At 62.6% G+C, this 23,919-nt stretch carries 23 protein-coding genes; 10 read left to right on the forward strand and 13 right to left on the reverse strand.

Going from position 1 to position 23,919, the window contains the following annotated elements; translation table 11 throughout:
* The first annotated feature begins 25 nt into the window (after positions 1-25).
* Both GIW79_RS14740 and GIW79_RS14745 read left to right on the forward strand, forming a co-directional pair.
* A complete protein-coding gene (locus GIW79_RS14740; protein ID WP_054897273.1) occupies positions 26-532 on the forward strand; it encodes a sigma-70 family RNA polymerase sigma factor in 507 nt (168 codons plus the stop codon).
* A complete protein-coding gene (locus GIW79_RS14745; RefSeq protein ID WP_057974934.1) occupies positions 529-1,266 on the forward strand; it encodes an anti-sigma factor family protein in 738 nt (245 codons plus the stop codon). Before GIW79_RS14740 ends, GIW79_RS14745 begins: the two co-directional genes overlap by 4 nt.
* On the opposite strand, the gene GIW79_RS14750 is transcribed toward GIW79_RS14745, so the two are convergent.
* The 7 genes from GIW79_RS14750 to GIW79_RS14780 all read right to left on the reverse strand — a co-directional run bounded on the left by GIW79_RS14750 (position 1,263) and on the right by GIW79_RS14780 (position 7,587).
* On the reverse strand, positions 1,263-2,264 hold the full coding sequence (locus GIW79_RS14750) for a Csu type fimbrial protein (protein ID WP_213153779.1): 1,002 nt from the start codon (positions 2,262-2,264) through the stop codon (positions 1,263-1,265). The genes GIW79_RS14745 and GIW79_RS14750 overlap by 4 nt on opposite strands.
* Entirely contained in the window at positions 2,261-4,609 is a 2,349-nt protein-coding gene (locus GIW79_RS14755) for a fimbria/pilus outer membrane usher protein (protein ID WP_236455949.1), read from the reverse strand. Before GIW79_RS14755 ends, GIW79_RS14750 begins: the two co-directional genes overlap by 4 nt.
* A gap of 72 nt (positions 4,610-4,681) precedes the next feature.
* Positions 4,682-5,470, reverse strand: coding sequence for a fimbrial biogenesis chaperone (locus tag GIW79_RS14760; protein WP_236455943.1), 789 nt, complete (start codon positions 5,468-5,470; stop codon positions 4,682-4,684).
* A gap of 25 nt (positions 5,471-5,495) precedes the next feature.
* Positions 5,496-5,984 carry a Csu type fimbrial protein gene (locus tag GIW79_RS14765; protein ID WP_014718968.1) on the reverse strand — a complete coding sequence of 163 codons (489 nt, stop codon included), beginning with the start codon at positions 5,982-5,984 and terminating at the stop codon, positions 5,496-5,498.
* A gap of 2 nt (positions 5,985-5,986) precedes the next feature.
* Positions 5,987-6,529, reverse strand: coding sequence for a Csu type fimbrial protein (locus GIW79_RS14770; RefSeq protein WP_003192220.1), 543 nt, complete (start codon positions 6,527-6,529; stop codon positions 5,987-5,989).
* Positions 6,530-6,547: 18 nt separating this feature from the next.
* Positions 6,548-7,093 carry a spore coat protein U domain-containing protein gene (locus tag GIW79_RS14775; RefSeq protein ID WP_034127930.1) on the reverse strand — a complete coding sequence of 182 codons (546 nt, stop codon included), beginning with the start codon at positions 7,091-7,093 and terminating at the stop codon, positions 6,548-6,550.
* Positions 7,087-7,587 (reverse strand): Csu type fimbrial protein, encoded by a 501-nt coding sequence (locus GIW79_RS14780; protein WP_425049066.1) that lies wholly within the window; start codon positions 7,585-7,587, stop codon positions 7,087-7,089. Before GIW79_RS14780 ends, GIW79_RS14775 begins: the two co-directional genes overlap by 7 nt.
* A 181-nt stretch (positions 7,588-7,768) precedes the next feature.
* Between GIW79_RS14780 and zapE the strand changes: the two genes are divergently transcribed.
* Together zapE and GIW79_RS14790 are read left to right on the forward strand one after the other, a co-directional pair.
* A complete protein-coding gene (gene zapE, locus GIW79_RS14785) occupies positions 7,769-8,863 on the forward strand; it encodes a cell division protein ZapE (RefSeq protein ID WP_236455941.1) in 1,095 nt (364 codons plus the stop codon).
* A gap of 37 nt (positions 8,864-8,900) precedes the next feature.
* Positions 8,901-10,199, forward strand: coding sequence for a protein kinase (locus tag GIW79_RS14790; protein ID WP_236455938.1), 1,299 nt, complete (start codon positions 8,901-8,903; stop codon positions 10,197-10,199).
* A gap of 122 nt (positions 10,200-10,321) precedes the next feature.
* Here the strand turns inward: GIW79_RS14790 and GIW79_RS14795 are convergent, their stop codons facing one another.
* Together GIW79_RS14795 and GIW79_RS14800 are read right to left on the reverse strand one after the other, a co-directional pair.
* Positions 10,322-11,026, reverse strand: coding sequence for a YebC/PmpR family DNA-binding transcriptional regulator (locus GIW79_RS14795; protein ID WP_003192227.1), 705 nt, complete (start codon positions 11,024-11,026; stop codon positions 10,322-10,324).
* A 109-nt stretch (positions 11,027-11,135) separates the two neighbouring features.
* Positions 11,136-12,461, reverse strand: a complete 1,326-nt coding sequence (locus tag GIW79_RS14800; protein ID WP_236455936.1) for an MFS transporter — start codon at positions 12,459-12,461, stop codon at positions 11,136-11,138.
* 258 nt (positions 12,462-12,719) lie between these two features.
* Here GIW79_RS14800 and GIW79_RS14805 point away from each other — a divergent pair, with 258 nt between their 5' ends.
* Positions 12,720-13,610, forward strand: coding sequence for a LysR substrate-binding domain-containing protein (locus tag GIW79_RS14805; protein WP_034127935.1), 891 nt, complete (start codon positions 12,720-12,722; stop codon positions 13,608-13,610).
* Here the strand turns inward: GIW79_RS14805 and GIW79_RS14810 are convergent.
* Positions 13,586-14,440 carry a LysR substrate-binding domain-containing protein gene (locus tag GIW79_RS14810; RefSeq protein WP_057974941.1) on the reverse strand — a complete coding sequence of 285 codons (855 nt, stop codon included), beginning with the start codon at positions 14,438-14,440 and terminating at the stop codon, positions 13,586-13,588. The two genes, GIW79_RS14805 and GIW79_RS14810, sit on opposite strands and share 25 nt — an antisense overlap.
* 112 nt (positions 14,441-14,552) lie before the next feature.
* Between GIW79_RS14810 and GIW79_RS14815 the strand changes: the two genes are divergently transcribed.
* From GIW79_RS14815 to GIW79_RS14825, 3 genes are all read left to right on the forward strand, one after another.
* Complete coding sequence (locus GIW79_RS14815; RefSeq protein ID WP_034127937.1) at positions 14,553-15,677, forward strand: 2-aminoethylphosphonate--pyruvate transaminase; 1,125 nt, start codon at positions 14,553-14,555, stop codon at positions 15,675-15,677.
* A gap of 97 nt (positions 15,678-15,774) precedes the next feature.
* Positions 15,775-16,602, forward strand: coding sequence for a phosphonoacetaldehyde hydrolase (phnX, locus tag GIW79_RS14820; RefSeq protein ID WP_236456082.1), 828 nt, complete (start codon positions 15,775-15,777; stop codon positions 16,600-16,602).
* Between the two features lie 114 nt (positions 16,603-16,716).
* Positions 16,717-17,271, forward strand: a complete 555-nt coding sequence (locus tag GIW79_RS14825) for a cytochrome b (RefSeq protein ID WP_034127939.1) — start codon at positions 16,717-16,719, stop codon at positions 17,269-17,271.
* A gap of 68 nt (positions 17,272-17,339) precedes the next feature.
* Here GIW79_RS14825 and GIW79_RS14830 read toward each other — a convergent pair whose 3' ends face one another.
* Positions 17,340-18,281 carry a 1-aminocyclopropane-1-carboxylate deaminase/D-cysteine desulfhydrase gene (locus GIW79_RS14830; protein ID WP_236456084.1) on the reverse strand — a complete coding sequence of 314 codons (942 nt, stop codon included), beginning with the start codon at positions 18,279-18,281 and terminating at the stop codon, positions 17,340-17,342.
* Between the two features lie 56 nt (positions 18,282-18,337).
* Positions 18,338-20,377 carry an NADPH-dependent 2,4-dienoyl-CoA reductase gene (locus GIW79_RS14835; protein ID WP_236456086.1) on the reverse strand — a complete coding sequence of 680 codons (2,040 nt, stop codon included), beginning with the start codon at positions 20,375-20,377 and terminating at the stop codon, positions 18,338-18,340.
* A 211-nt stretch (positions 20,378-20,588) separates the two neighbouring features.
* Here GIW79_RS14835 and GIW79_RS14840 point away from each other — a divergent pair, with 211 nt between their 5' ends.
* Positions 20,589-21,719 carry a carbon-nitrogen hydrolase family protein gene (locus GIW79_RS14840; RefSeq protein WP_034127941.1) on the forward strand — a complete coding sequence of 377 codons (1,131 nt, stop codon included), beginning with the start codon at positions 20,589-20,591 and terminating at the stop codon, positions 21,717-21,719.
* Positions 21,720-21,723: 4 nt separating this feature from the next.
* The gene (locus GIW79_RS14845) at positions 21,724-22,758 is read left to right on the forward strand and encodes an AraC family transcriptional regulator (RefSeq protein ID WP_034127942.1); all 1,035 of its coding nucleotides are present in this window, start codon (positions 21,724-21,726) and stop codon (positions 22,756-22,758) included.
* Positions 22,759-23,124: 366 nt separating this feature from the next.
* Here the strand turns inward: GIW79_RS14845 and GIW79_RS14850 are convergent, their stop codons facing one another.
* The gene (locus GIW79_RS14850; protein ID WP_181125311.1) at positions 23,125-23,916 is read right to left on the reverse strand and encodes a DUF2242 domain-containing protein; all 792 of its coding nucleotides are present in this window, start codon (positions 23,914-23,916) and stop codon (positions 23,125-23,127) included.
* Positions 23,917-23,919 lie beyond the last annotated feature (3 nt).

Raw genomic sequence — 23,919 nt, forward strand, 5'->3', positions numbered from 1 at the left:
CAGCGTAGTGACCAGCCAGACGCCCATGCATGAACTCGACGAACAGTTACGTGAACTCATTCCCAGGTTGCGGCGTTTTGCCCTGTCCCTGACGCGCAACAGCAGCAGCGCCGATGACCTGGTGCAATCGACCCTGGAGCGCGCCATCGTCGCCTGGGCCGATAAACGTATCGAGGGCGATTTGCGCGCCTGGCTGTTTTCGATCCTCTACCGCCAGTTCCTCGACGCCCACCGCCGCAACCGCCGCTATGCACGCATGCTCGAATTCTTCACCGGCCGCGATGACGTGCAACCTTCGGTGGAACGCACGGTGCTGGCCCAATCCACCCTGCAAGCCTTCGACCAACTGAACACCGAACAGCGCGCCCTGTTGCTGTGGGTGTCCGTCGAGGGCTTGAGCTACAAGGAAGTGGCCGAGATCCTCAAGGTGCCCATCGGCACCGTGATGTCACGCCTGTCCCGCGCACGCCAAGCGCTGCGTCAACTCAGCGATGGCGAAATGACCGGCCCTGCCCTGCGGAGACTCAAATGATCAGCCTGCCCCCCAGCGAACGCGATTTACATGCCTACGTCGATCACCAATTGCTCGACACTGATCGCCGTGTGCTTGAAACCTGGCTGGCCAGCCACCCCGAAGTGGCGGCCCAGGTACAGGCCTGGCAACAGGATGCGCAGCTGCTGCGTGCGTCATTGAGCGGCGCCCTGCAACAGCCGCACAACCCGGCACTGGACCCGGCGCTGATTCGCCAGCGCATCAAGAAACAGTCCCGTCGGCACCTGGCCACGGCGGCGTTGTTGCTGATCGCCGTGAGCCTCGGCGGGGTTGGCGGTTGGCACGCCCGTGAAGCCACCCAGCCGCCGCTGTTGCCGATGACCGACGCCATGCAGGCCTATCGCCTGTTTGCCCAGGACGGCATCATGCCCGCCGACTACAACGCCCAGGACCGCGGCACTATGCAGGCCTGGCTCGACCGTTACTTCAACCAGGCCCATCGCCTGCCCGACCTGAGCCAAGCCGGTTTCAAACCGGTCAGCGGGCGCCTGCTCACCACCGACCAAGGCGCGGCAGCCATGGTGCTGTACCAGGACGCGCAAGGCCGGCGCATCAGCTTCTATATCCGCCCGCCGGGCCCGAACAACGGTTTCCTGCCTCGCGGCAGCCGCAGTGCCGATGGCTTGCAGGCCGACTACTGGTCGGGCGGCGGCTACAACTATGCGATGGTCAGCCCGGTGGATCAGGCCGCCGTGCTGCAGACGCCCTTCTAGAAACCGACGTCCAGCACCACGTTATCCAGGTAGGTGCCGGCCGGTGGGGTGGGCTGATCGGTGTAGACCTTGGCGTTGTAGTTGTACACCTGGCTACCGACGCCCAAGCCGTTGCCGGGGTTGACCTCGGCCGTGGAGCTGGCCCGCCGCGCCGCGCCGACACTGCCCCAGCGCGTGGTGCCGGCACTTTTGAAAATGTCATAGGCCAGGTAATTGCCGCCGGAAACCATACGTCGCCGGCCGCCGACACTCACCGGGTTCTGGCCATCGCTCAAGCCCACGGTATAGGCGCTGCCCTTGGTGCAGGCGATGTTGATGGTCTGCCCGCTCACCGCGGTAAAACCACTGACCACCGGCGCGCTGCCGAAGCTGATATTCGGGGCGGTGATCTGGCAGTCGTTGGTCACGGTCATGCTGACGGTCAGGGACGCCGTGCCACTGCCAGTGTCACGTCCCAGGCAAATGCCGCCAAGGCCGATCCCCGAGCAATAATTCCACACCCAGGCGATGCTCAGTGTCTCGGTGTACACCCCGGCGGCGACGTTGCTGCCGGTGATGCTGCTCAGGTACAGCGGTACGGTTTTCGCGCCGGGCCCTGCGATCAGGCCAATGCTCTGGGCGATGCCGCCAGCGCCGCCGAAATCGAATTGGCTGCCACGGGTGATGGGATAGCTGGTGCTGTTGTTGCCATAAATCGTATAGCTGATCACATCACCGGTCGGCCCGACCATGCCACTTTGCGACGATGTGATCGTGGCGTAAAAGTGGTCGGTGGACACCAGCAGCGATATCAACGCCGAGGTGCAACTCAACCCCGAATTAGTCGTAGAGCTGGTTTGCGCGGCGGTGCGCACCGTCATCGAGCTGATTGAGCCGAAACTGGCCGGCACGGTGGACACCACCGAACACGCCGCCATCGCCTGCCCGCAAAACAACAAACCTACGCCATATAACCCTACGCTGCCCCTCACCTGAACACTCCCTGTTCGATGCCTCATTGGCACACTAATGGCCCGATCAAGGGCACGTCATGTTGCTGTTCATCAATATCGAATGTCGTCTGGCAGGTGCGGCCCTCACCGAGGGTGACCTGCAAGGTGTTGTGCGCGCTGAGGTTTTCCAGATACACCAGGCCATCCCAGCCGACCACCGCCTGGGTGTTGCTTTGCTCGTGCACTACCAGGCTGCCCAGCGGCAACTCCTGATGCTGGCGGTCCACCAGAGTGATGCTTGCAGCGAGCACCCGGCGCAGGGGGAATTCCAGCAAGTAACCGCTGCCACGGCGTACCGATACGCGCTGCTCAACATTGGGGCTTTGCACATTCGCCGGCAGGTTCAGGGGGTCGATCTCGTATTTGCCGCGGTAATAGGCACTGCTCCACGGCACCAGCAAATGGCCGTTGCGGTCGGTCTGGCCCACCAGCTGGTTTTCGTAGCGCACCGGAATCCCGGCAAAGCCCTGGGTGCTCACTACCACAAAGGCGTCATTGATGCGGTTGGCGGCAAAGGTTTCGCCGCCCATCCACACCAGCGAGCCGCTGGCATCGGCCCAGCGCGTCATGGCCTCACTGCTGCCGTACACGCCGGCCTGCAACTGCACCGACTGCAAGCGCCAGGTCAGGTCGGCCTGTCGATAGCTGGGGGCATCGCCCTGGGCATAGCCGAGGTTGTAGCCCACCCCGCCTTCGCTGGGCACCGCGCGGCTGTAGTTGATGCGCTGGCGACTGGCGCCATCCTTGCTGCGCTCGGTGCTCAAGGCCAGGCTGCCGTTGAGGTCGAACGGGATGACCAGTTGCGCCTGCATGGCCCAGTTGCTGTCACCGATTTCGCGGTTGGCTGACAGATAAAAGCTGGTGTTGCGCCACAACGGCTTGCTCCAGCTCAGGTTGAGCAGGCGCGTGCGCGAGTCGTCCGCCGCCTGCACGTCGAAATAGCCCAGGCCCAGGCTGCCGAAACGTTGGAGGTTGAGGCTCAGGGTCACCTGCTCGCTGCGCTTGCTGAGACTGGCGTATGGGGTATCGACCAGAGTCAGGTCGGCGTAGTCGTCGCGACGTTCCACCCGTTGGTACATAAAGCTGTAGCGCGTGCTGTTGTACTGGTAACCGAGGCTCAGTTGCTGGCCCGTGCGGCTGTCGAACTGGCTCTGGCTGAGGGCGGTATTGAGCACGCCGAAGTTGCCCAGGCGCAGGTTGCCACCGAGCCCGCCGAGGGTCAGGTCGCTGGAGGCTTCAGCGTGGCTCTCCAGAGTCAGGTTATCGGAATAGCCATAGCGGAACGTGCCACTGGCCACGCCCGGTCCGTAGCCGAAGTCCCGTAGGGTGTAGTCACGGCGCAAGGTACCGGCGGCCAGCGAAAAGTCCGTCAAGCCTTGTTGCAGCAAGGTGCTGGTGACGTAGAACGGTACCGTGGTCGACACTTGGCGGCCCAGGGCATCGGTGGTGACCACCACGGCCTCGCCGGCACCGTTGATGAATGGGATGTTGGTCAGGGTGTAGGGGCCGGGTTGCAGTCGCGCGCTGTCGGATTTGTAGCCGTTGATAAACAGGTCCACCGACGAGGGCACCGCCGCCTCACCGGCAAACTGCGGCAAGGGGTACGTGACCAGGTCGGGGCGCACGGCAAAATCCCGGGAAAGTTGCACCCCGCCCAGGCGCACCGAGCTACTCCAGGGCAGCGCGCCACTGATCACGTCGCCGGCCTCGTAGGTCAGCAGGCGCTCATCGTCGGAAAAACGCCAGGTGGTGTCGTAACGGCGGTAACCATTGTTGAGGGTGCCGCCGCTGATTCCATCGGACAGGGTCTGGCGCAGTTGCCCGGTGTTGGACAAGGTGCCCCAGGTGTCGAACAGCCGTACTTCGTTCCAGGCCGCGAGGTAACTGCCGCCATCGTCGGTGTCATTGAAATACACGTCATAGTTGAGCAAGGCGCCGAAGCTGCTCATGGCCTGGGTACGCGGATAGGTATTGCGGTTGCCGATGAACTGTTCCTGCAGCCAGGAGGGCGGCACATCCAGCAGCAGGCGCTGGCCGTTGCTGTCGTAGTCGCTGTGCAGGCCCGGCACCTGGTCCAGGGCCACACTGCCGACGGGCTCACCGGGCAGTTTCATGCCCACGTCCTGCAACGCGCTGGCCGGCACAAACAGCTGGCCGGCGCGCTGCTCGACCGCGATGACGCGGCCGGTGTCCATCTGGTTGACCACCAGTTCCAGAAACAGCTGTGCATCGGCAACTGCCTCCATGCTGCCGGGCGGCGGCGGCAGGTCGCCCGCCATCGCTGCGCCCCACAGCCCGCTTGCCACTGCCACCGACGGCCATAAAACCCGAGCCCAACCACGACTCACCATGGCGTTGTGTCCTTCAATGGACATCTCCATCCTGTTAAAACCCGGGCGTGTGCCCGTTGCGCTACATCACGGCTATCGCGTGGGCGCCAGGCTCTCCAGTTGCGGCGCGCCGTTGACGCGTACCTGCAACGGCTGGTCGGCCGATACGGCATCCGGCACCGGCCAGCGCATGCTCGCGCCCGGCAGCACATAGCCGAGCAAACCGTCCACCAACGGCCGGGGCTGCCCGCCCTGTTTGAATGACGCATCGGTAAGCCGCGCATGCACGGCGCCCTGGTTGCGCACCTCGATGTAGTTGCGCCCTGCCACGTTGACCTTCTGCCAACTCAACTGCGGCTTGCCCGCGCCCTTGGGGTCGCGCTGGCGGGTAGCGTCGTCCTTGCTCCACAGGCCGGCGCCATAGGCAAACAGCGGCACCGAATAACGCATCTGGAAGCGAATCGCCGCTGCCGTGTTCTTGCCCTCCGGCGGTGCTGGCACCTGCAGCGCCGAGGGGATTTCGTCAATGATGATGCGATAGGCCAACTCCTGCCCCGGCGGTACCTCCCGGGTGCGGGTCAGGCGCACCAGTTGCTTCTGGCCCGGCTCGATCCTGGCCACCGGCGGGCTGCCGATCACATCGCGCTGGTTCTGGTACTGCTCGTCGAAACCGTTCTGGCTCCAGGCAAACACGCGGATCTGCAGGTTGGCGGTCTCGGTGCCACGGTTCTCCAGCCACAGCGCGCTGGCCTGTTGGTCAGCCTCCAATACCGGGTCGATGGGCCAGATCAGCACCGAACTGGCCGCCTGTACAAACCCCGCCGAGCACAACGCCCCCAAGGCGAAACCCGCGGTCCATAACCGTCGCAAAGCACAACCCATGACACCCCTCCTTAAACCGTTAGCCCTACCACGTCAGCTGCACCTGCAGCGTGTCGCTGTACGTCCCCCCAGGCTGATTGCCCGGTAAAACCACCCGCCCGTAAATCGGCAGGCTGATATTGCTCGCATCGCTGTAGGTCACGCTGACGCTCTGGTTGATGCCCAGGCTCTGGCTGAATGCCGCATCGCGAAACAATTGGTAAGCCACCCGCGCGCTGCCACTGTTGAGCTGCAAATTGCGTCCGGTGCTGCTGTACAGGCCGCCATCCACGCTCATGCTCAGGGCCACGCCCGGCGTGCATTGCAGGGTTACCCCGCCAGTGAGAGCCGCTGTGACCGTGCTGGTGGCCAGGGCCGAATAGCTGCCGTAGGCCAAGGTGCCGTAGTTGGCGCCGCCGCCCACGATCAGACAGCCCGGCGTGATGGTCGCACTCACCTGGAAGCTCTGGTTGACCACCGCGGACAGCGGCAACGGTATCGCCAGGCCGATGGCGAGCAACACCCTGGGCCACATCGTTAGAACGTCAGTTCCACGGCCACGGTGTCGGTGTAGGTGCCCGCCGGCAGTCCCGCCTTGCCCACCGCCCGGCCGTAAAGGTTGACGGTCTGCGCCACGCCGGTACTGGTGGCGAGGGTCACCACGCCGTCAATCGCCAACAGCGCTGAACGCCCGCTGTCAGTGTAGAAATCGTAGGGCACGAAGTTACCCACGCCATCGGCCAGCGCACGAGTGCCACCGGGGGAAGCACCATCGTGGGCGCCGGCACGCACCTTGATTGTTGGCGCGGTGCCAGCCGAACACAGGATCGACAACGCGCCGCCGGTACCGGTGCCGCCGAGTAACTGGGCGTCGGCATTGGTAAACAGGCTGTTGGTGGTACCGAAGTTCAAGCTACCGAAATTCAGCCCGGTGGCCGCCCCGGAGCCGTTGACCTGGCAACTGGCGATCAAGGTCAGGCTGGAACTGATCTGCCCGGTCACCGTGGTCGCCGCGTTCAGGCTGGACGCCAGCCCCAGGCCCAGGGCACAGAGGCCGATTCGCGATACAAGTACATGCATGATATCCATCCTCGTGGTTTACCAATCCAGAGTCACCGTCAGGGTGTCTGTGTAGATGCCGGCCGGTAGGGCCCTGGTATTCGCCACCACGGAACCGAATACCGGGATCGGTACCTGGGTGCCCTGGGTCACGACGAAATTGCGTTGCTGGCCGATCCTGTAGGCACTGCGCCCCTGGGGATCCGCCGACAGTCGATAAGGAATGGTCTGGCGGCCATTGCTCAGGCGCCGCGTGGTGCCGTCGCCATTAGCGCCGCCGTCGATGGTCACCGTGAAACTGCTGACCACCGAGGGGTTGCAGGACACCGACAGCGGCGCCTTGTCGGCATCGGAAATCGACGCGCCCAGCGTGTTGCTCCAGGTCGGCCCCTGGCTGCCGAAATCCATTAGCGCCGTGCCGCCCTCAGGCGTGACCGGCGCGGTTTCCACGTCTTTGCTCACTTCGCAACTGGCGGTGATCACCAAACGCGCGTGGACCTGGCCGTTGACCACCGCCGCCTGCGCGTCATCCGCCAGCAACAGCAGGCCACCCAGGGCCGTCACAGCCAGGTAGCGGCTTACCATGTGACCGTGACCTTGAGCAGGTCGGAATAACGGCCGACAGCGGGAATGCCTTTGAGCGGTTCGATGCGGCCATACAGCGGCAGGTCGACAGAGCCGGTGTCCGGCACGCGGCCGCTGATCGGCACGTCCACCGGCAAGGGGATCAGCCGCGCGGCGTCGGCATAGATTCGATAGGGGATGGGCCGACTGGAGGGCGCCGGATTGGCGAGATAACGTACTTCGCCGACGCCGCCATGCAGGCCGCCGTCAACGCGCACTTGGTAAGGCGTGTCGGGGTTACATTCCAGGCGCGGCTGGCGTTGGCTGATCAGGGCCGCACTCAGGGGGCCGGCCGGGTCATCCAGACGCGGGCCGCTGCCGAAATCCAATACGCCAAGTTGCTCAATGCCCGCATTGCGGGTGGTGCCCACCAACTGGCAACCCCGCTGCACGTCGATGCGCACCTCCACCTGGAGTTGCGCAGCAAACACCGTGTTGCAGAGCATCGTGCCCATGACAGCCAATACCGCCGGTCCCTTCACAGCCCCAATTCCTTATACAGGGGTGACAACTGTGTATGAGGTTAGCCAGTTAACACGAAAGTGCCAGTTTGCATGGCTTGGGGCCCTTTCCTATTGGTCAAACGGCATCGAGCGTCCTACAGTGAACGACCACCGCAATACAGAGTGATTATTCTTGGCCGTGCTTGCCCTGCTCCAGCGCCTGCTGGGTAAAAAAACCGACGCCTCGGACGCCTCGCCTATCCCGGCGTATTTTCAAAAAAAAGCCGTACAACAGGGCTATACCCTCAGTGATGGGCAAATCCGGGCGATTACCGCCCTGAATCGCGAGGCCCAGCACCTGCTCAACGGCCAGGTCACGCGCAGCCTGTACCTGCACGGCCCGGTGGGGCGCGGCAAAAGCTGGCTGCTGGACGGATTTTTCCAGGCACTGCCCGTCGCCGAGAAGCAGCGCGTGCATTTCCACACCTTCTTCGCCCGGCTGCACCAGGGCATGTTCCTGCACCGCGAGCATGACGATGCCTTGCGCGTCACTCTGGACGAGCTGCTGACCGGCTGCCGAGTGCTGTGTTTCGACGAATTCCATGTGCACGATATCGGCGATGCGATGCTCATCAGCCGCCTGTTCAAGGCCCTGTTCCAGCGCAGCGTGCTGGTGCTGGTGACCTCCAACTACCCACCCGAAGGATTGCTGCCCAACCCGCTGTACCACGAGCGTTTCAAGCCGGTGATCGAGCTGATCGCCGCGCGCATGGAGGTGCTGGAAGTCAGTGCGCCTCAGGACTTTCGCAGCCTGGCTCAGGCCCACGCCCAACAACGCTTCACGGGCGGCCAGTATGTATGGCCAGGTACAACAGGCCAGCGTGAAAGCCTGGGCCTGCCTGCCACAGATTGCCCGGCGCAAACCCTGAAGGTCGGCACTCGTCAGTTACAGTGCCGAGGCCTTCAGGCACGAACCATCGCATTTACCTTCAACGACCTGTGCGAACAGCTCACGGCGGTCATGGATTACCTGTTGTTGTGCCGGGACTTCGACCACTGGATCATCGACGGCCTGCCGCATCTGGCCGAATGCCCCATCGCCGTGCAACAGCGCTTTATCAACCTGGTAGACGTGCTCTACGACCAGGACAAGCAACTGACACTTATCGGTCACCAGCCCCTGGATAAATGCCTGGAAGGCCAGGCCATCGACCTCGCCCGCACCGCCAGCCGCCTGCGCCAATTGCACACGCGCTGCCCGCAACCCGCGCCCGAGCCGCTATCATGAGCGCCTTTTACGCCTCCTTCCGAGCACTGCGCCCTGCATGAATACCCTCGCCCAACTCAAGGCTGGCCAATTGGCTGGCGTTACGCGCCTGGACCTGGCCTGCGGGCTGACCGAGTTCCCCCGGGAAATCTTCGAACTGGCCGACTCGCTGGAAATCCTCAACCTCACCGGCAACGCCCTGAGCAGCCTGCCCGACGACCTGCACCGCCTGACGAACCTGCGTGTGCTGTTCTGTTCGGACAACGCCTTTACCGAACTGCCGCAATGCCTGGGCCAGTGCGCCAAGCTGAGCATGATCGGCTTCAAGGCCAACCAGATCAGCCAGGTAGCCGCTGCCGCCCTGCCGCCGCTGTTGCGCTGGCTAATCCTCACCGACAACTGCATCAGCCAATTGCCCGATGAACTGGGCGAACGCCCCTTGCTGCAAAAGCTGATGCTGGCCGGTAACCAGTTGACCGACCTGCCGCCAAGCCTGGCCCAGTGCCAAAACCTGGAGTTGATCCGCATCGCCTCCAACCGCATCACCCACCTGCCGCAGTGGCTGCTGACCCTGCCGAGCCTGACCTGGCTGGCCTATGCCGGCAATCCGGTGGAAATGGCCGTGCAGGTAAGCGCTGACGAGGCGACGCCGAACATCGCCTGGCAGGAGCTGGAAATGGGCGACGTCCTGGGCGAAGGCGCTTCGGGGATTATTCGCAAGGCGCTGTGGAAACCCCGGGCGTTGCCGGTCGCGGTCAAGCTGTACAAGGGCACCATCACCAGCGACGGTTCACCGCTGCATGAAATGCAAGCCTGCATCGCTGCCGGCCTGCATCCCAGCCTGATCAAGGTTGAAGGACGCGTCGTCGGCCATCCCGATAACCAGGCCGCCCTGGTGATGGAGCTGATCGACCCGAGTTACCGCAACCTCGCAGCCCTGCCGAGCCTGGCGTCGTGCACGCGGGATGTCTACGCACCCACCACCCGTTTCAGCCTGGACGTGGCACTGCGCATGGCGCGGGGCATTGCTTCGGTGGCGGCGCACCTGCATCGGCACGGCATTACCCATGGTGACCTGTATGGTCACAATATTTTGTGGAACGCAGAAGGTGATTGCTTGCTGGGAGACTTTGGCGCGGCCTCCTTCCATGCCACGGCGGACACGTTGGAAACCCGTGCGCTGCAGCGTATTGAAGTGCGCGCGTTCGGAGTGTTGCTGGGGGAATTGTTGGAGCGGGTTGAGGCCAGTGACGAAGGCTTGCAGGCACTGCAACAACGCTGCTGCCAGCCGGATGTGCTGGCGCGGCCGGGCTTTGAAGAAATTGAGGTCTTGCTCGAATCTATGCAACACCACTAAACCAATGTGGGAGCGGGCTTGCTCGCGAATGCGGTGGAACAGCCAATACATCTGTTGACTGTCACACCGCATTCGCGAGCAAGCCCGCTCCCACAGGTTGACCGCGTGTACTCAGATAAACATCAGCCCGCCAGGCCGACAAACATATCCTGCACATCATCATGGTTGTCCAGGCCTTCCAGGAACGCCTCGACTTCAGCCATCTGCTCATCGGTCAAACCGCTGACCGGGTTCTTGGAGATATAGCCCAGCTTGGCCGACAGCACGGTAAAGCCCTGCTCCGGCAAGGCTTTCTGCACGGCATCCAGGTCGGTGGTTTCGGTAATGAACAAGGTGGCGCCTTCTTCACCCTCTTCAAAGTCCTGGGCGCCGGCTTCGATGGCGGCCATTTCTGGATCGGCGTCTGGCGTGTCCGGCGATGCTTCGATCAGGCCCACATGGTTGAAATCCCAGGCCACCGAACCGGAAGCGCCCAGTTGGCCCTTGCGGAAGGCCACGCGGATTTCCGCCACGGTGCGGTTGATGTTGTCGGTCACGCACTCGACGATCAAAGGCACCTGGTGCGGCGCGAAACCTTCGTAGGTCACGCGGTGGTATTGCACGGTCTCACCGAGCAGACCGGCGCCCTTTTTGATCGCGCGGTCCAGGGTTTCCTTGGGCATCGAGGCTTTTTTGGCCTGTTCCACCACCAGGCGCAGGTGCGCGTTGGTCGCGGTATCGGCGCCGTTGCGGGCGGCGATGGTGATTTCTTTCACCAGCTTGCCGAAAATCTTGCCCTTGGCATTGGCTGCCGCTTCTTTATGTTTGACTTTCCACTGTGCGCCCATGACTCACTCTCTTATTTCCATCGCGCCGAAACGTCTACTGGCCGGCGCTTTGGGGGCAGAGTTTATAGCGCGAGAACGCTTCGTTCCACCAAAAAACCGGCCAGGGTACTCAGGTGCGCAAGGGTTTGATCACCGCATTGCGGTCCGGCACAAAATCCCCGGCCTGGGCCAGTACGGCGGGCCTGGCATTCCAGTAGGGCATCAGCACCAGCGACGAAAACAGTGCCGCACCGGCAAACACAATAAATACCGTAACGGTATCGAAATAGCCTGGCAGCAAACCACCCAGGATCGCTCCCACCGAACCGCAGCCGTTGACAAAGCCCGCAGCGGTAGCGCCGGCCTTGGCGGTGCCGAAGTCGATGGCCGCCGTGCTGCTGATCATCGAGTCCGGCCCATACAGCGTCAGCCCCATGACAAACAGCAACGTCATCACCAGCACCACACTGCCGGTGTGCAGCGCGCCCATAAACAACGCCAGGGCAACCGTCAGCGCCAACAGGCTGAGCACGCAGGCGGGCATGCGCCGAGCACCGAACAGCTTGTCGGAGGCCAGGCCGATCAACACCGGCCCCAATAAACCGGCCAGCTCAAACGCGGTGGGCACGATGGCGGCACCGACCTTGCCCACCGACGGCATCTGCTCGTAGACGATCACCGGCCCCCACAACAGAATCGCGTAGCGCGCCGGCTTGAGCAGGAAGTAAGCCAGCCCCAGGGTCAACACCGTACGGTTGCGCAGGATCGCGCGCAGGGGCTCGAGTACGCTCACGCGCTGTTCGGCGGCCAACTGCTCGGCGCTCAGCACCGGCTCGGGCTCGACTGTCGGCAAGCCCACATCCTGCGGGGTATTGCGCTGGAACATAAAGAAGAGCACGGCCACCACCGCGACCACTGCGGCGCTGGAAATAAACGCCGCATGCCAGCTGCCGATCAGCGTATAAGCCCACCAACCGGCAAACGGTGACGCGACCAACCCGCCAAATGCATAACACGAACTCCACAGCCCCAGCACCCGCCCCCGCTGCTGGGCCGGGAAGAAACTACCGAGGTTCTTGCACAACCCCGACCAGCCAGTGGACTGGGCCAAGCCCTGTACCAACATGCAGGTGACAAAAATCGGCAAAGTGGCACAGGTGCCCATCACCAGCGCCGCGCCTGCGGAAATCAACAAGCCACCGAGCACCACTACCCGTGGCCCGAAGCGGTCTGCAAGCATGCCCCAGGTGAACTGGCCCACCGCATACGCTGCGAGATAGAGGCCATCCAGGTTAGCCATCGTCATTTTGTCGAGGGGGAAACTCGGTTCGTCGCCAATCCCCAGCTTTGCCACCGAAAAGGCTTTGCGGGTGAAATAGAACGCGGCGTACGCCAGCCAGGTAATGGCGAAAATCTGCACGCGCCAACGCTTGATACTACCCATAGGGATATTCATGGTGGTTCTGACCTCAGGTGTGAGTGTGCCGGCAGAATCGAAAGAAAACGCCTGTTGTTCTTATGGTTGAGCACTGCAATGCCGGGCCTTGGATAGCGCGGTATTGGTCAGATGGGTGCGATGTGCCTGCGCCCATGGCCGCCGTGGTTGTAGGACTCAACCTACGGCGGCTGAGGTGCATCAAAACAATGGCTGACTCATAGGTAAAATCGATTTATCGTATTTCAAATATAAGCTCAGGTTTTAAGAGGACGTACCATGTCGGTTTCCCATGCCCAGCTCAAAGCCTTCCATGCGGTGGCCATTCACGGCAGTTTTACCGGGGCCGCAGAACGGCTGTTCCTGACCCAGCCTGCGATTTCCGACCAGGTGCGCAAACTTGAAGAGCGCTTCGGCGTGTTGCTGTTTCACCGCAACAAGCGTTCGGTGCGCCTGACCGATCTGGGTGAACGCCTGTTGGGTATCACCCAACGCCTGTTTGTGATCGAGGCCGAAGCCGAAGAGTTGCTGCAGGATTCGCGCGCCCTGCTCACCGGTACCCTCACCTTGGCGGTGGATGCGCCCGTGCACGTCCTGCCGCAGATTGCGCGCTTCTGCCAGCGCTACCCTGGGATCAGCGTGAAGATCGAAACGGGCAATACCGATGAGTCACTGTCGCGCCTCTACAACTACCAGGCCGATCTGGCGCTGTTGGGGCGCGATGTCGATGATGTGCGCCTGTTGTCAGTGCCGCTGCCGGACGACCAACTGCTGGCTTTTGTCGCACGGGACCATGCCTGGGCCGGGCGCGAGTCGATCTGCCTGGCCGACCTCGATGACACCCCGCTGGTACTGCGGGAAACCGGCTCGGTCACCCGTCAGACCCTGGAACAGGAAATGCGCCAGGCCGGCCTGCGCATTCGTCCGGCGATCCAGGTGGAAGGCCGCGAGGCCGCCCGTGAAGCCGTGGTGGTAGGGATTGGCGTGGGCGTGGTGTCGGCGGCAGAGTTCGGTGCCGATGCACGGGTGTACGCCATGCCGATCCGCGATTGCACCCAACGCATGAAAGAAACCCTGGTGTGCCTGAAAGAGCAGAGTTCACGCCGTGTGGTCGCGACCTTTCTGGAGATCGTGCGTGAAAGCCTTCACGCCAACTCGAAGAACGCCTGAATCAAGCGCAGCGAGCGACGGCGCTCCATGCAGCCGAGCATATGCCGATTCAGCAGGCCATCGCCGAGGATCGGCACCGCCTGCACACGCGGGTCCGGGCTGACCTCCATCGACGACACCACGCCCACGCCCAACTCTGCCGCCACCGCCTCGCTCACAGCTTCCCGACTGTCCAGTTCCAGCAGCACTTTGGGCTGCACATTCGCCGCCAGGCAGGCGTCGTCAAAGGTGCGGCGGGTGGTGGAACTGGGCTCGCGCAGCACCATGATCACCTCATGCAACTGCGCCAGTTCAATACCGTCGGGCTGCTTGGACCACGGGTGTGCGGCCGGCACCAAGGCGCAAATCCGTGACTGGTCCAGGGGTTGCAAGTGCAGGCCATTGCGCGGTTCCACCTCGGTGAGCACCGCCACATCCGCATGTTCGGACAGCAACGCCGCCAGGGTTTCCTGGGCATTGCCCAAACGCAGGTTCACGGTAATGCCGGGGTAGCGCGCACGCAGGCTGGCGATCATCGGCATCACCAGGTGGGGGCCATCCGCCGCCACTTCCAGGCGCCCGGTGAGCAACTGGCGGTTGGCCTCCAGCAGGGTTTGCGCCTCGTCGACCAACCCGAAGATAGCCCGCGTGATGGCCGCCAGGCGTGCGCCCTCCTCGGTCAATTCCACCCGACGTGCGGTGCGGCGCAACAGCGGGATCTGGTAGTGCTCCTCAAGCGCCTTGATATGCCCGGTCACCGCCGGCTGGCTGATAAACAGCCGAGCCGCCGCGCGGGTAAAACTGCCCTCACGGGCCACGGCATCGAATGCACGCAGTTGGAACAGATTCATAGCTATCGGCCTCACTGATAGCTCGCATAACAACAAACAATTTGATTGATGACAAGCCAAACTGCAATTTAGGCGCCGTAGCTTGAACCCCAACACCTTGCGAGGATTTGACATGCCCACTGCCGCGCCGATCCTGTTGACCCCCGGCCCCCTGACCACCTCGAACCGCACCCGCCAGGCGATGATGACGGACTGGGGCTCGTGGGACGACCGCTTCAACCAGCTCACAGCCAGTGTGTGCAGCCAGTTGCTGGCGATCCTCAACGGCGCCGACAGCCACCACTGCGTGCCGTTGCAAGGCAGCGGCACCTTCGCCGTCGAAGCTGCAATCGGCACCCTGGTCCCCCGCAAGGGCAAGGTGCTGGTGCTCATCAACGGCGCCTACGGCAAGCGCCTGGCGAAAATCTGCGAGGTGCTTGGCCGCGAATTCAGCACCTTTGAAACCGCCGAAGACGAGCCCACCACTGCCGCCGATGTGGATCGTCTGTTGCACGCCGACAGCGCCATCACCCATGTCGCACTGATCCATTGCGAAACCAGTACCGGCATTCTCAACCCGTTGCCGCAGATCGCCGAGGTGGTCAAACGCCACGGCAAGCGCCTGATCATCGACGCCATGAGTTCCTTCGGCGCGCTACCGATTGATGCCCGCGAAATCCCCTTCGACGCGCTGATCGCCGCCTCGGGCAAATGCCTGGAAGGCGTACCGGGCATGGGCTTTGTCTTTGCGGAAAAACACGCACTGGCCGCGGCACAGGGCAACTGCCATTCCCTGGCGATGGACCTGTTCGACCAGCACAGCTACATGACCAAAACCGGCCAGTGGCGCTTCACCCCGCCGACCCACGTTGTCGCCGCCCTGCATGAAGCGCTGTTGCAGTACGCCGAGGAAGGCGGCCTGCCCGCCCGTCACCAGCGCTATGCAAATAACTGCCAGGCCTTGCTGGACGGCATGGCCGAACTAGGCGTGCGCAGTTTTCTACCGGCGGCTATCCAGGCGCCGATCATTGCCACCTTCCACGCCCCCGACGATCCTCGCTATCAGTTCAAAGCGTTCTACGAACGGGTCAAGGCCAAGGGTTTCATTCTGTACCCGGGCAAATTGACCCAGGTGGAAACCTTTCGCGTGGGCTGCATCGGTCATGTCGACGCGGCCGACATGCGCGCAGCCGTCAAGGCCATCGCCGAGGTGCTGCAAGAAATGTGCAGGAGCGAGCTTGCTCGCGAAGAGTGTTAACGAAAACGCGGGCATCCTGAGTTAACGCGGCGCCTGGATGTTTTTCGCGAGCAAGCTCCTACATAGATGAATGTTATTACCCCACAGGATCTGAACCATGAACTATCAAACCCCCAACACCCTCCAGGCCGTTATCCTCGACTGGGCTGGCACCGTGGTCGATTTCGGCTCCTTCGCCCCCACGCAGATTTTTGTCGAGGCCTTCGCCGAGTTCGACGTGCAGGTGTCGATCGAGGAAGCCCGTGGCCCGATGGGCGTGGGCAAGTGGGACCATATCCGTACGCTCTGCGACCAGCCGCAGGTTGCCGAACGCTACCGCAAGGCGTTCGGCCGCACGCCCACCGACGACGACGTGACCGCCATCTACCAGCGCTTCATGCCGCTGCAGATCGAGAAAATCGCCGAGCACTCGGCCCTGATCCCCGGCGCCCTCGACACCATTGCAGCGCTGCGCGGCCAAGGCATCAAGATCGGCTCCTGCTCTGGCTACCCCAAGCAGGTGATGGACAAGGTCGTGGCCCTGGCCGCCACCAACGGCTACGTCGCCGACCACGTCGTGGCCACTGACGAAGTGCCCAACGGCCGACCATGGCCGGCCCAGGCGTTGGCCAACGTGATCGCCCTGGGCATTGATGATGTGGCGGCCTGCGTGAAGGTCGACGACACCGTGCCGGGCATTCTCGAAGGTCGCCGTGCCGGCATGTGGACCGTGGCCCTGACCTGCTCGGGCAATGCGCTGGGCCTCACCTACGAGCAATTCCGCGCCCTGGACACCGACACACTGGCCAGCGAGCGCCAGCGCATCGAGGCGATGTTCGAAGCTTCACGCCCACACTACCTGATTGACACCATCACCGATCTGCCACGGGTCATCAGTGACATCAACCAGCGCCTGGCCCGCGGGGAAATGCCGCAGGCCTACTGACCGAGGTCAAGACAACAGCATTGGCAACAAGCGCAGCGCTCAAAACAGGCATAGAGTTAATGCACTCCATCGCTAAAGAATGGAGGTATGCCCTGATGAGTGAGGAACACAGCGATGCCGTGGAAAAATTCCGATACACGCTACAGCACCATGTCGATTGCGTTGCACTGGTTGATGGTGGTGCTGCTGGCGGTGGTCTACGCCTGCATTGAACTGCGCGGCCAATTCCCCAAAGGCAGCGGTGCGCGCACCTTGATTGTTGAAATGCACTTCATGCTCGGCCTTACCGTGTTTGTACTGGTATGGCTACGCCTGTTTGCACGCAGCCTGGGGGTGGCACCGAAGATCCTGCCGGCGCCGCCGCAATGGCAAAGCCTGCTGGCGACACTGATGCACGCTGCGTTGTACGCGTTGATGATCGGCATGCCGATTGCCGGCTGGTTGATCGTCAGCGCCGAAGGGCACTCGGTGATGTTCTATGGGATGGAGTTGCCGCCGTTGATTGGGGAAAACAAGGCACTGGCCAAGGAGATTGAAGGCTGGCATGTGCTGTTTGGCCAGATCGGGTACTGGCTGATCGGGCTGCACGCGTTGGCGGGGATCTTTCATCATTACGTGATGCGCGATAACACGGCGCTGCGCATGATGCCGGGTGGGAGGAGGCTTTAACCCAGCCAATTAGCTCCCCTGTGGGAGCGGGCTTGCCCGCGAAGGCGGTGTGTCAGTCACAGTGCCTCTTACTGCAAGACCGCTTTCGCAGGCAAGCCAGCTCCCACAAGAGGTTTGCGCCAGTCGCTGAAGCCTCGGCGGCCTTGCAGGCCGCCGGTATGGATGAAGATCAGGCGCATGCCGGGGGCAAAGCGTCCGGCCTCGATCTGCTGTTTCAACGCCAGCAGCGCCTTGCCGGTGTAAAGCGGTTCCAGCGGTAGACCGCACGCTTGTTCGGTGCGCTGAATGAAGTCGAGCAACAGTGGATCGGCTTTGGCAAAGCCGCCGCGACTGGCGTCCAGCAATGTATAACCGTCCTGCACGATGGCACTCACGTTCTGCGCCACACCGTGGTCATCCGGCACCGCCATGGCGCCATATACCGGATGCGCGCCCGCCTCCGCCAGTGCCAGCCCGGCCAGTGTCGTGCCGGTACCCGCCGCCAACCACCAGGCGTCGTAATCGCTCCAACCGAGGCTGTCCAGTTGCGCCCGCGCCTGCTCGACCAACACGCCACAGCCCTGCGCACCGGCCAGCCCACCGCCGCCTTCGGGTATCGGATGAAAGCCAGGATACTGCTCGCGCCAAGGCAACCAGAAACCCGCTTCATGCCGCGCCCTATAACCGCCATAACCGAGCCAATGCAGTTGCATGCCAAACGCTTTGAGGTCGAGAACCGTGGGGGTGTCTTGAGGATGGCCCCGCAGCAGGCCGACCGTGGAAAAACCAAAGCGCTTGCCCGCCGCCGCCAGCGCATGCAAATGGTTGGAGTACGCACCGCCGAGACTCATCACCCCGGTGGCTCCAGCGTGTCGGGCCTGGGCCAGGTGCTCGGTGAGCTTGAACCACTTGTTGCCACTGATCAGCGGATCGATACGGTCCAGGCGCAGCACGGCCAGCTCGACACCGTTCAGCCAGTCCAGGTGCAAGGGTTCAAGGGGCGCGTGAGGAAGCCAGCCGAAAGGGCCCATCGGCAGGTATCTGAATGAAAAGAGGGCGGTAGTCTAACACCGCCCCTCTTGGCGCCTTACAGCTCTGCAGCCAGGCGCGAGCCCTGGTTGATGGCGCGCTTGGCGTCCAGTTCGACCGCCACATCGGCGCCACCGATCAGGTGCACGTTCTGGCCCGCGGCGACCAGGCCGTCGTGCAATTCGCGCAGCGGGTCCTGGCCGGCACAGATGACGATAGTGTCCACCGCCAGGACTTGCGGCTCGCCCTCGGCGCCGATGCGGATATGCAAGCCTTCATCGTCGATCTTCAAGTACTCGACGCTGTTGAGCATCTGCACCTGCTTGTTCTTCAAACCGGTGCGGTGGATCCAGCCCGTGGTCTTGCCCAGGCCATCGCCCACTTTGGAAGCCTTGCGTTGCAGCAGGAACACTTCACGGGCCGGCGCGTGGCGCTCGGGTTTGATCCCGGCCACGCCACCACGGGCTTGCAGCTGAGTGTCGATGCCCCATTCTTTCCAGAACGCCTCACGATCCAGGCTGGTGGAGACGCCTTGGTGCACGAGGAATTCAGACACGTCAAAACCGATGCCGCCGGCGCCGATCACCGCCACGCGCTTGCCCACCGGCTTGCGCTCGAGGATCACGTCCAGGTAACTCAGGACCTTGGCGTTGTCGACACCGGGAATCGCCGGGGTACGCGGTGCGATGCCGGTGGCCAGGATCACTTCGTCATAACCGCCCGCTACCAGTTGCGCAACGTCGACACGGGTGTTGAGGCACAGCTCGACGTGGGTGGTCTGCAATTTGCGTTTGAAATAACGCAGGGTCTCGAAGAACTCTTCCTTGCCCGGCACGCGCTTGGCGATATTGAACTGGCCGCCGATCTCGCTGGCGGAGTCGAACAAGGTCACGTGATGCCCGCGCTCTGCGGCCACGGTAGCCGCGGCCAAACCCGCAGGGCCTGCGCCGACGACCGCGACCTTTTTGATCTGCTTGACCGGCAAGTAATTGAGCTCGGTTTCGTAGCACGCCCGCGGGTTGACCAGGCAGGTGGTGAGCTTGCCGCCAAAGGTATGGTCCAGGCATGCCTGGTTGCAGCCGATGCAGGTATTGATCTCATCGGCGCGCCCGGCGGCGGCCTTGTTGACGAACTCGGGGTCGGCGAGAAACGGCCGCGCCATCGAGACCATATCGGCGTCGCCTTCGGCCAGGATCTGCTCAGCAATTTCCGGGGTGTTGATGCGGTTGGTGGTGATCAGCGGAATCTGTACCGAACCGCGCAATTTGGCCGTGACTTTACTGAACGCACCACGGGGTACCTTGGTGGCGATGGTCGGGATACGTGCTTCGTGCCAGCCGATACCGGTGTTGATGATCGTCGCGCCGGCCTGTTCGATGGCCTTGGCCAACTGCACGATTTCTTCCCAGACACTGCCGCCTTCCACCAGGTCGAGCATCGACAGGCGGAAGATGATAATGAAGTTCGGGCCTACGGCTTCGCGTACGCGGCGCACGATTTCCACCGCCAGACGCATGCGATTTTCAAAGCTGCCGCCCCAACGGTCGGTGCGATGGTTGGTATGGGCAGCGAGGAACTGGTTAATGAAGTAGCCTTCGGAACCCATGATTTCGACGCCGTCATACTCGGCGACCTGGGCCAGCAGCGAGCAGGTGACAAAATCCTGGATCTGCTTTTCGATGCCCTCTTCATCCAGTTCCTTGGGCTTGAACGGGTTGATCGGCGCCTGGATAGCGCTCGGTGCCACCTGCTTGGGGCTGTAGGCGTAACGCCCGGCGTGGAGGATCTGCATGCAGATCTTGCCACCCGCGTCATGCACGGCTTGGGTAACGATCTTGTGCTTGCTCGCCTCTTCTTCGGTGGTCAGCTTGGCTGCACCGGCGTACACGCCGCCTTCATCATTGGGGCCAATGCCGCCAGTGACCATCAGGCCTACGCCGCCACGGGCGCGCTCGGCAAAATAGGCCGCCATACGCTCGAAACCGCCGGGCTTTTCTTCCAGGCCGGTGTGCATCGAACCCATCAGGGTTCGGTTGCGCAAGGTGGTGAAACCCAGGTCCAACGGGGCCAGCAGGTGCGGGTAGGCAGCAGCGGTCATGGTACAGCTCCACAACGGATCATCACGGGACGTGGCGCACTCGAACGGCGTGCCATCGGTTTATGTCCCACAGACTAAGAGGCGGTGGACCACGGCTCAATGACTGAAACTGACAAGTTATTGATCCAAATGCACAGCGCCCCTTGGCAAGCCACGCCATGGGCCCTACCCTAGTCGCGAACCCTGCACCTGGTCTGTTGTCTGTTGCCCCATGCGTAAACTTCTAGCGTTCACCGTCATCATGGCCCTGGTTGCCTCACTCGCCGCGTATCTGGTCTGGACCCAGGAGCGCCCCGTGGCGCATTACCTGTCCGACCTGCGCATCACCCTCGCCGTCAACGAGGGCGAACCAGCCGACCGGGGCAACCTGCTGGGTATCCAGCCGGAACTGTTCCCTGCCGATTACCAGAGCCTGGAACGCCTGCACCTGAAGCTGTCGGCCTACCTGCAAAATGCCCGGGACCTTGGGTTGATCAATGCCAAGACCGTTGTGGTGCTGCCGGAACATATCGGCACTTGGCTGATGCTCGGCGGAGAAAAGAATGAGCTGTACCAGGCCGCTCACCTCAAGGACGCCATGAACTGGCTGTCGATCAGCAACCCGCTGCAATTTGCCAAAGCCTGGATCAGCGCCACTGGCGACAATCGCATGGACGATGCGTACCTGCGCATGAAAGCCCCCGCCATGGCCCGCGACTATCAAGTGTTGTTTGGCGGCCTCGCCAAAGAATTTGGCGTGACCCTGGTGGCCGGTTCCATCGCCCTGCCCAACCCGAGCGTGATCCAGGGGCAACTGGAGATCGGCCACGGCGCGCTGTACAACGCCAGCGTGGTGTTCGCCGCCGACGGCTTGCCGCTGGGCCAGCCGCAGCGCCAGCTTTACCCGATCTACGATGAACGTGGCTTTATAGAACCTGGCGATGAGCATGTCGTCAACGTTGTCGATACCCCCGCCGGGCGCCTGGGCATTCTGGTCGGCAGCGACAGCTGGTACCCGGACAACTACCGCAAGCTCAACGAGCAAGGCGCGCAATTGATCGCGGTACCCGCTTTTGTCACCGGCCGCGATACCTGGGACCGTCCGTGGCGCGGTTTCAAGAGTGTGTCTACGCCCTCAGAAGTGAGCCTCAAGCCTGAAGAAACCAGTGAGGGCGCGGCCTGGCGTCGCCTTACCCTGATCAGCCAGCCGCCTGTCAGCGAAGCCACCGCGGGCATGAGCGTCTTTCTGCGCGGACAATTCTGGGACCTGGGCAGCGCCGGCCAAAGTTTTCTCAGCCGCAATGGGCAAGTCTTCGCCGATGGCGACGCCCATGGTGCGCGCCTGCTGAATATCTGGCTGTAGCGCCGTGAAGCCGGTGCGCCTGGGGGATCTGTCGGTGGGCTTCGTGCACACCCTGGCCGACGCCATCCACAGCCACGGCCTGGACCCACAGCCCCTGCTGCTGCAATACGGCCTCGATCCAGCTCGCCTGGCTGAGGCCGGCGCACGCTTGTCGATCCCGCGCTACATGCGCCTGGGCCACGCGGCCATCCAACTGACCGGCAACCCCGGCCTGGGCCTGCGTATGGGCCAGCTCAGCCGCTTGAGCCAGGCTGGTCTTGCCGGCGTTACTGCCGCCCAAGCGCCCACCGTGCGCGAAGCGGCACGCACGCTCACACGCTTTGAAGCACTGTACGGCTCCAACTATCGCGGGCAATCAAGCTTTCATGAAGACGCCGAAGGCGCGTGGCTGAGGTTTTATTCCATCAGCCCCTACAACACCTATAACCGCTTTGTGGTGGATTCGATCATCGCCGGCTGGCTGCAGCAATTGTCTGGCCTGGCCCAACAGCCGGTGCAGGCCCAGCGCATTGAAATCGAATTCGACGCGCCGGACTACCACGACCACTACAGGGTGCTGGGAGAGGGCGTGGTCCACTTCGGCGCCGAGGTCAATCAACTGCGCCTCAGCCAACCCACCCTGGCGCTGCGCAACCCCCAGCATTGCCCAAGCACCTGGCACCTGTTGCTACAGCTGTGTGAAAGGGAATTAGAGCAGTTGACCCGCACCCGCAGCCTGCGCGAGCGCATTACCCGGTTGCTCGGGCCGATGCTCAATGGCGGCCGGGAACCCGACCTGGAGGAAGTGGCGGCACGCTTGAAGCTGCCAACCTGGACATTGCGGCGCAAACTGGCCGAGGAAGGCACGCAGTTTCGCGCGATCCTCAATGACACCCGTCGCGACCTGGCCATGACCTACATTCGCGATACGGAACTGGCGTTCGGCGAGATCGCCTACTTGCTCGGTTTTGCTTCGGCCCAAGCCTTCCAAAGGGCCTTCAGACGCTGGAACAACCAGACCCCAGGGGAATTTCGCCGCAGTCAGCGCCACTCCGCCTGAAGTCGGTGTTACAGCTCGGTGGCATCGTCGGCAGGATCCAGTGGGTCTAGCTCGAATGCCTGATACTCCAGCAGCTCTTCCTGGTAATCGTCCATGGTGGACTCCTTTTCGTGTTGAAAGCGGTTGCAGATTAATGACCTGCGAACCCAGCCTAAAGTGCCGTCATGACGAAAAAATGTCGACGCCGTGACATTCCTGCTCTTCAGGATTAAACGTAGCGGCGATCACTGGATTTAACTCAACCGCAACCTCGGTCAAAATGTGGGAGCGGGCTTGCTCGCGAAAGCGGTGTGTCATTCAACACACTTGGCGACTGTTACACCGTATTCGCGAGCATTCCCGCTCCCACATCAGAACAGCATTGCGTTACTGCGCAGGCGTCGGAAGCGGTGGAATCGCTTCCGTCGGCGCCGGCAAGGACGGATCAGTCGGCGCCGGTGCAGCCGGAGCAGGCTCTGTCACCGGTGCAATCGGTGCAGCCTCAGGTGGTGGCGCAAGCGGCTCTGCAGCGGCAGGCGCTACAGGCACATCCTTCGGCGCTTCAACCTTCTCGGCTGCCGGAGCGGTCTTGGGCTCGGGCACGCCGAGGTCGGCCTTGGGCTGCTCGGAGATATGCTCGGCCTGCTTTACTTCCTGCGGCAGGAACACGTCCACCAACGCGAAGTAACGCTCGTAGAACTTCGGTGCCGAGACGGTCTCGCTTGCCACCTTCACCATCGAGTCGTCGGTGGAGCCAATCGGCATCGACACCGAGCCCAGCACGCCCACACCGAGGCTCGCGGAGTTGTTGACCTTCTTCAGCGCATAGCGGTCCTGCAAGGCGTTGGCAAACATCGTCGAGTGATTGCTGCCCTTGCCATCAGCAGCGCACACCACATTGAAACTGATCTGCAGGTGGGTCTCGCCGGTCTGCTGGAAGCTCTTGTTGCCGGCCACCAACTTCGGATCGCTGCTGGTGATGATGTAGCCCTGGCTCAGCAGGGCACGGCGCGCAGCTTCACAGGCCGCCACATCGCTGACTGGGTAATCGCGGGAAAACGTACCGGAATCGTCGAAATTCTCATGTTCATAGATAGCGGTCTTGGGTGACGAGCAGCCCGCGGCGCCCGCCAGCACCAGCGCCAACCCGAGATTGCGCAAGTGAAATGATGTCGACATTGA

Source organism: Pseudomonas sp. PA-7-1E, from assembly GCF_021605325.1.
In the GTDB taxonomy this organism is placed as follows: domain Bacteria; phylum Pseudomonadota; class Gammaproteobacteria; order Pseudomonadales; family Pseudomonadaceae; genus Aquipseudomonas; species Aquipseudomonas fluorescens_BV.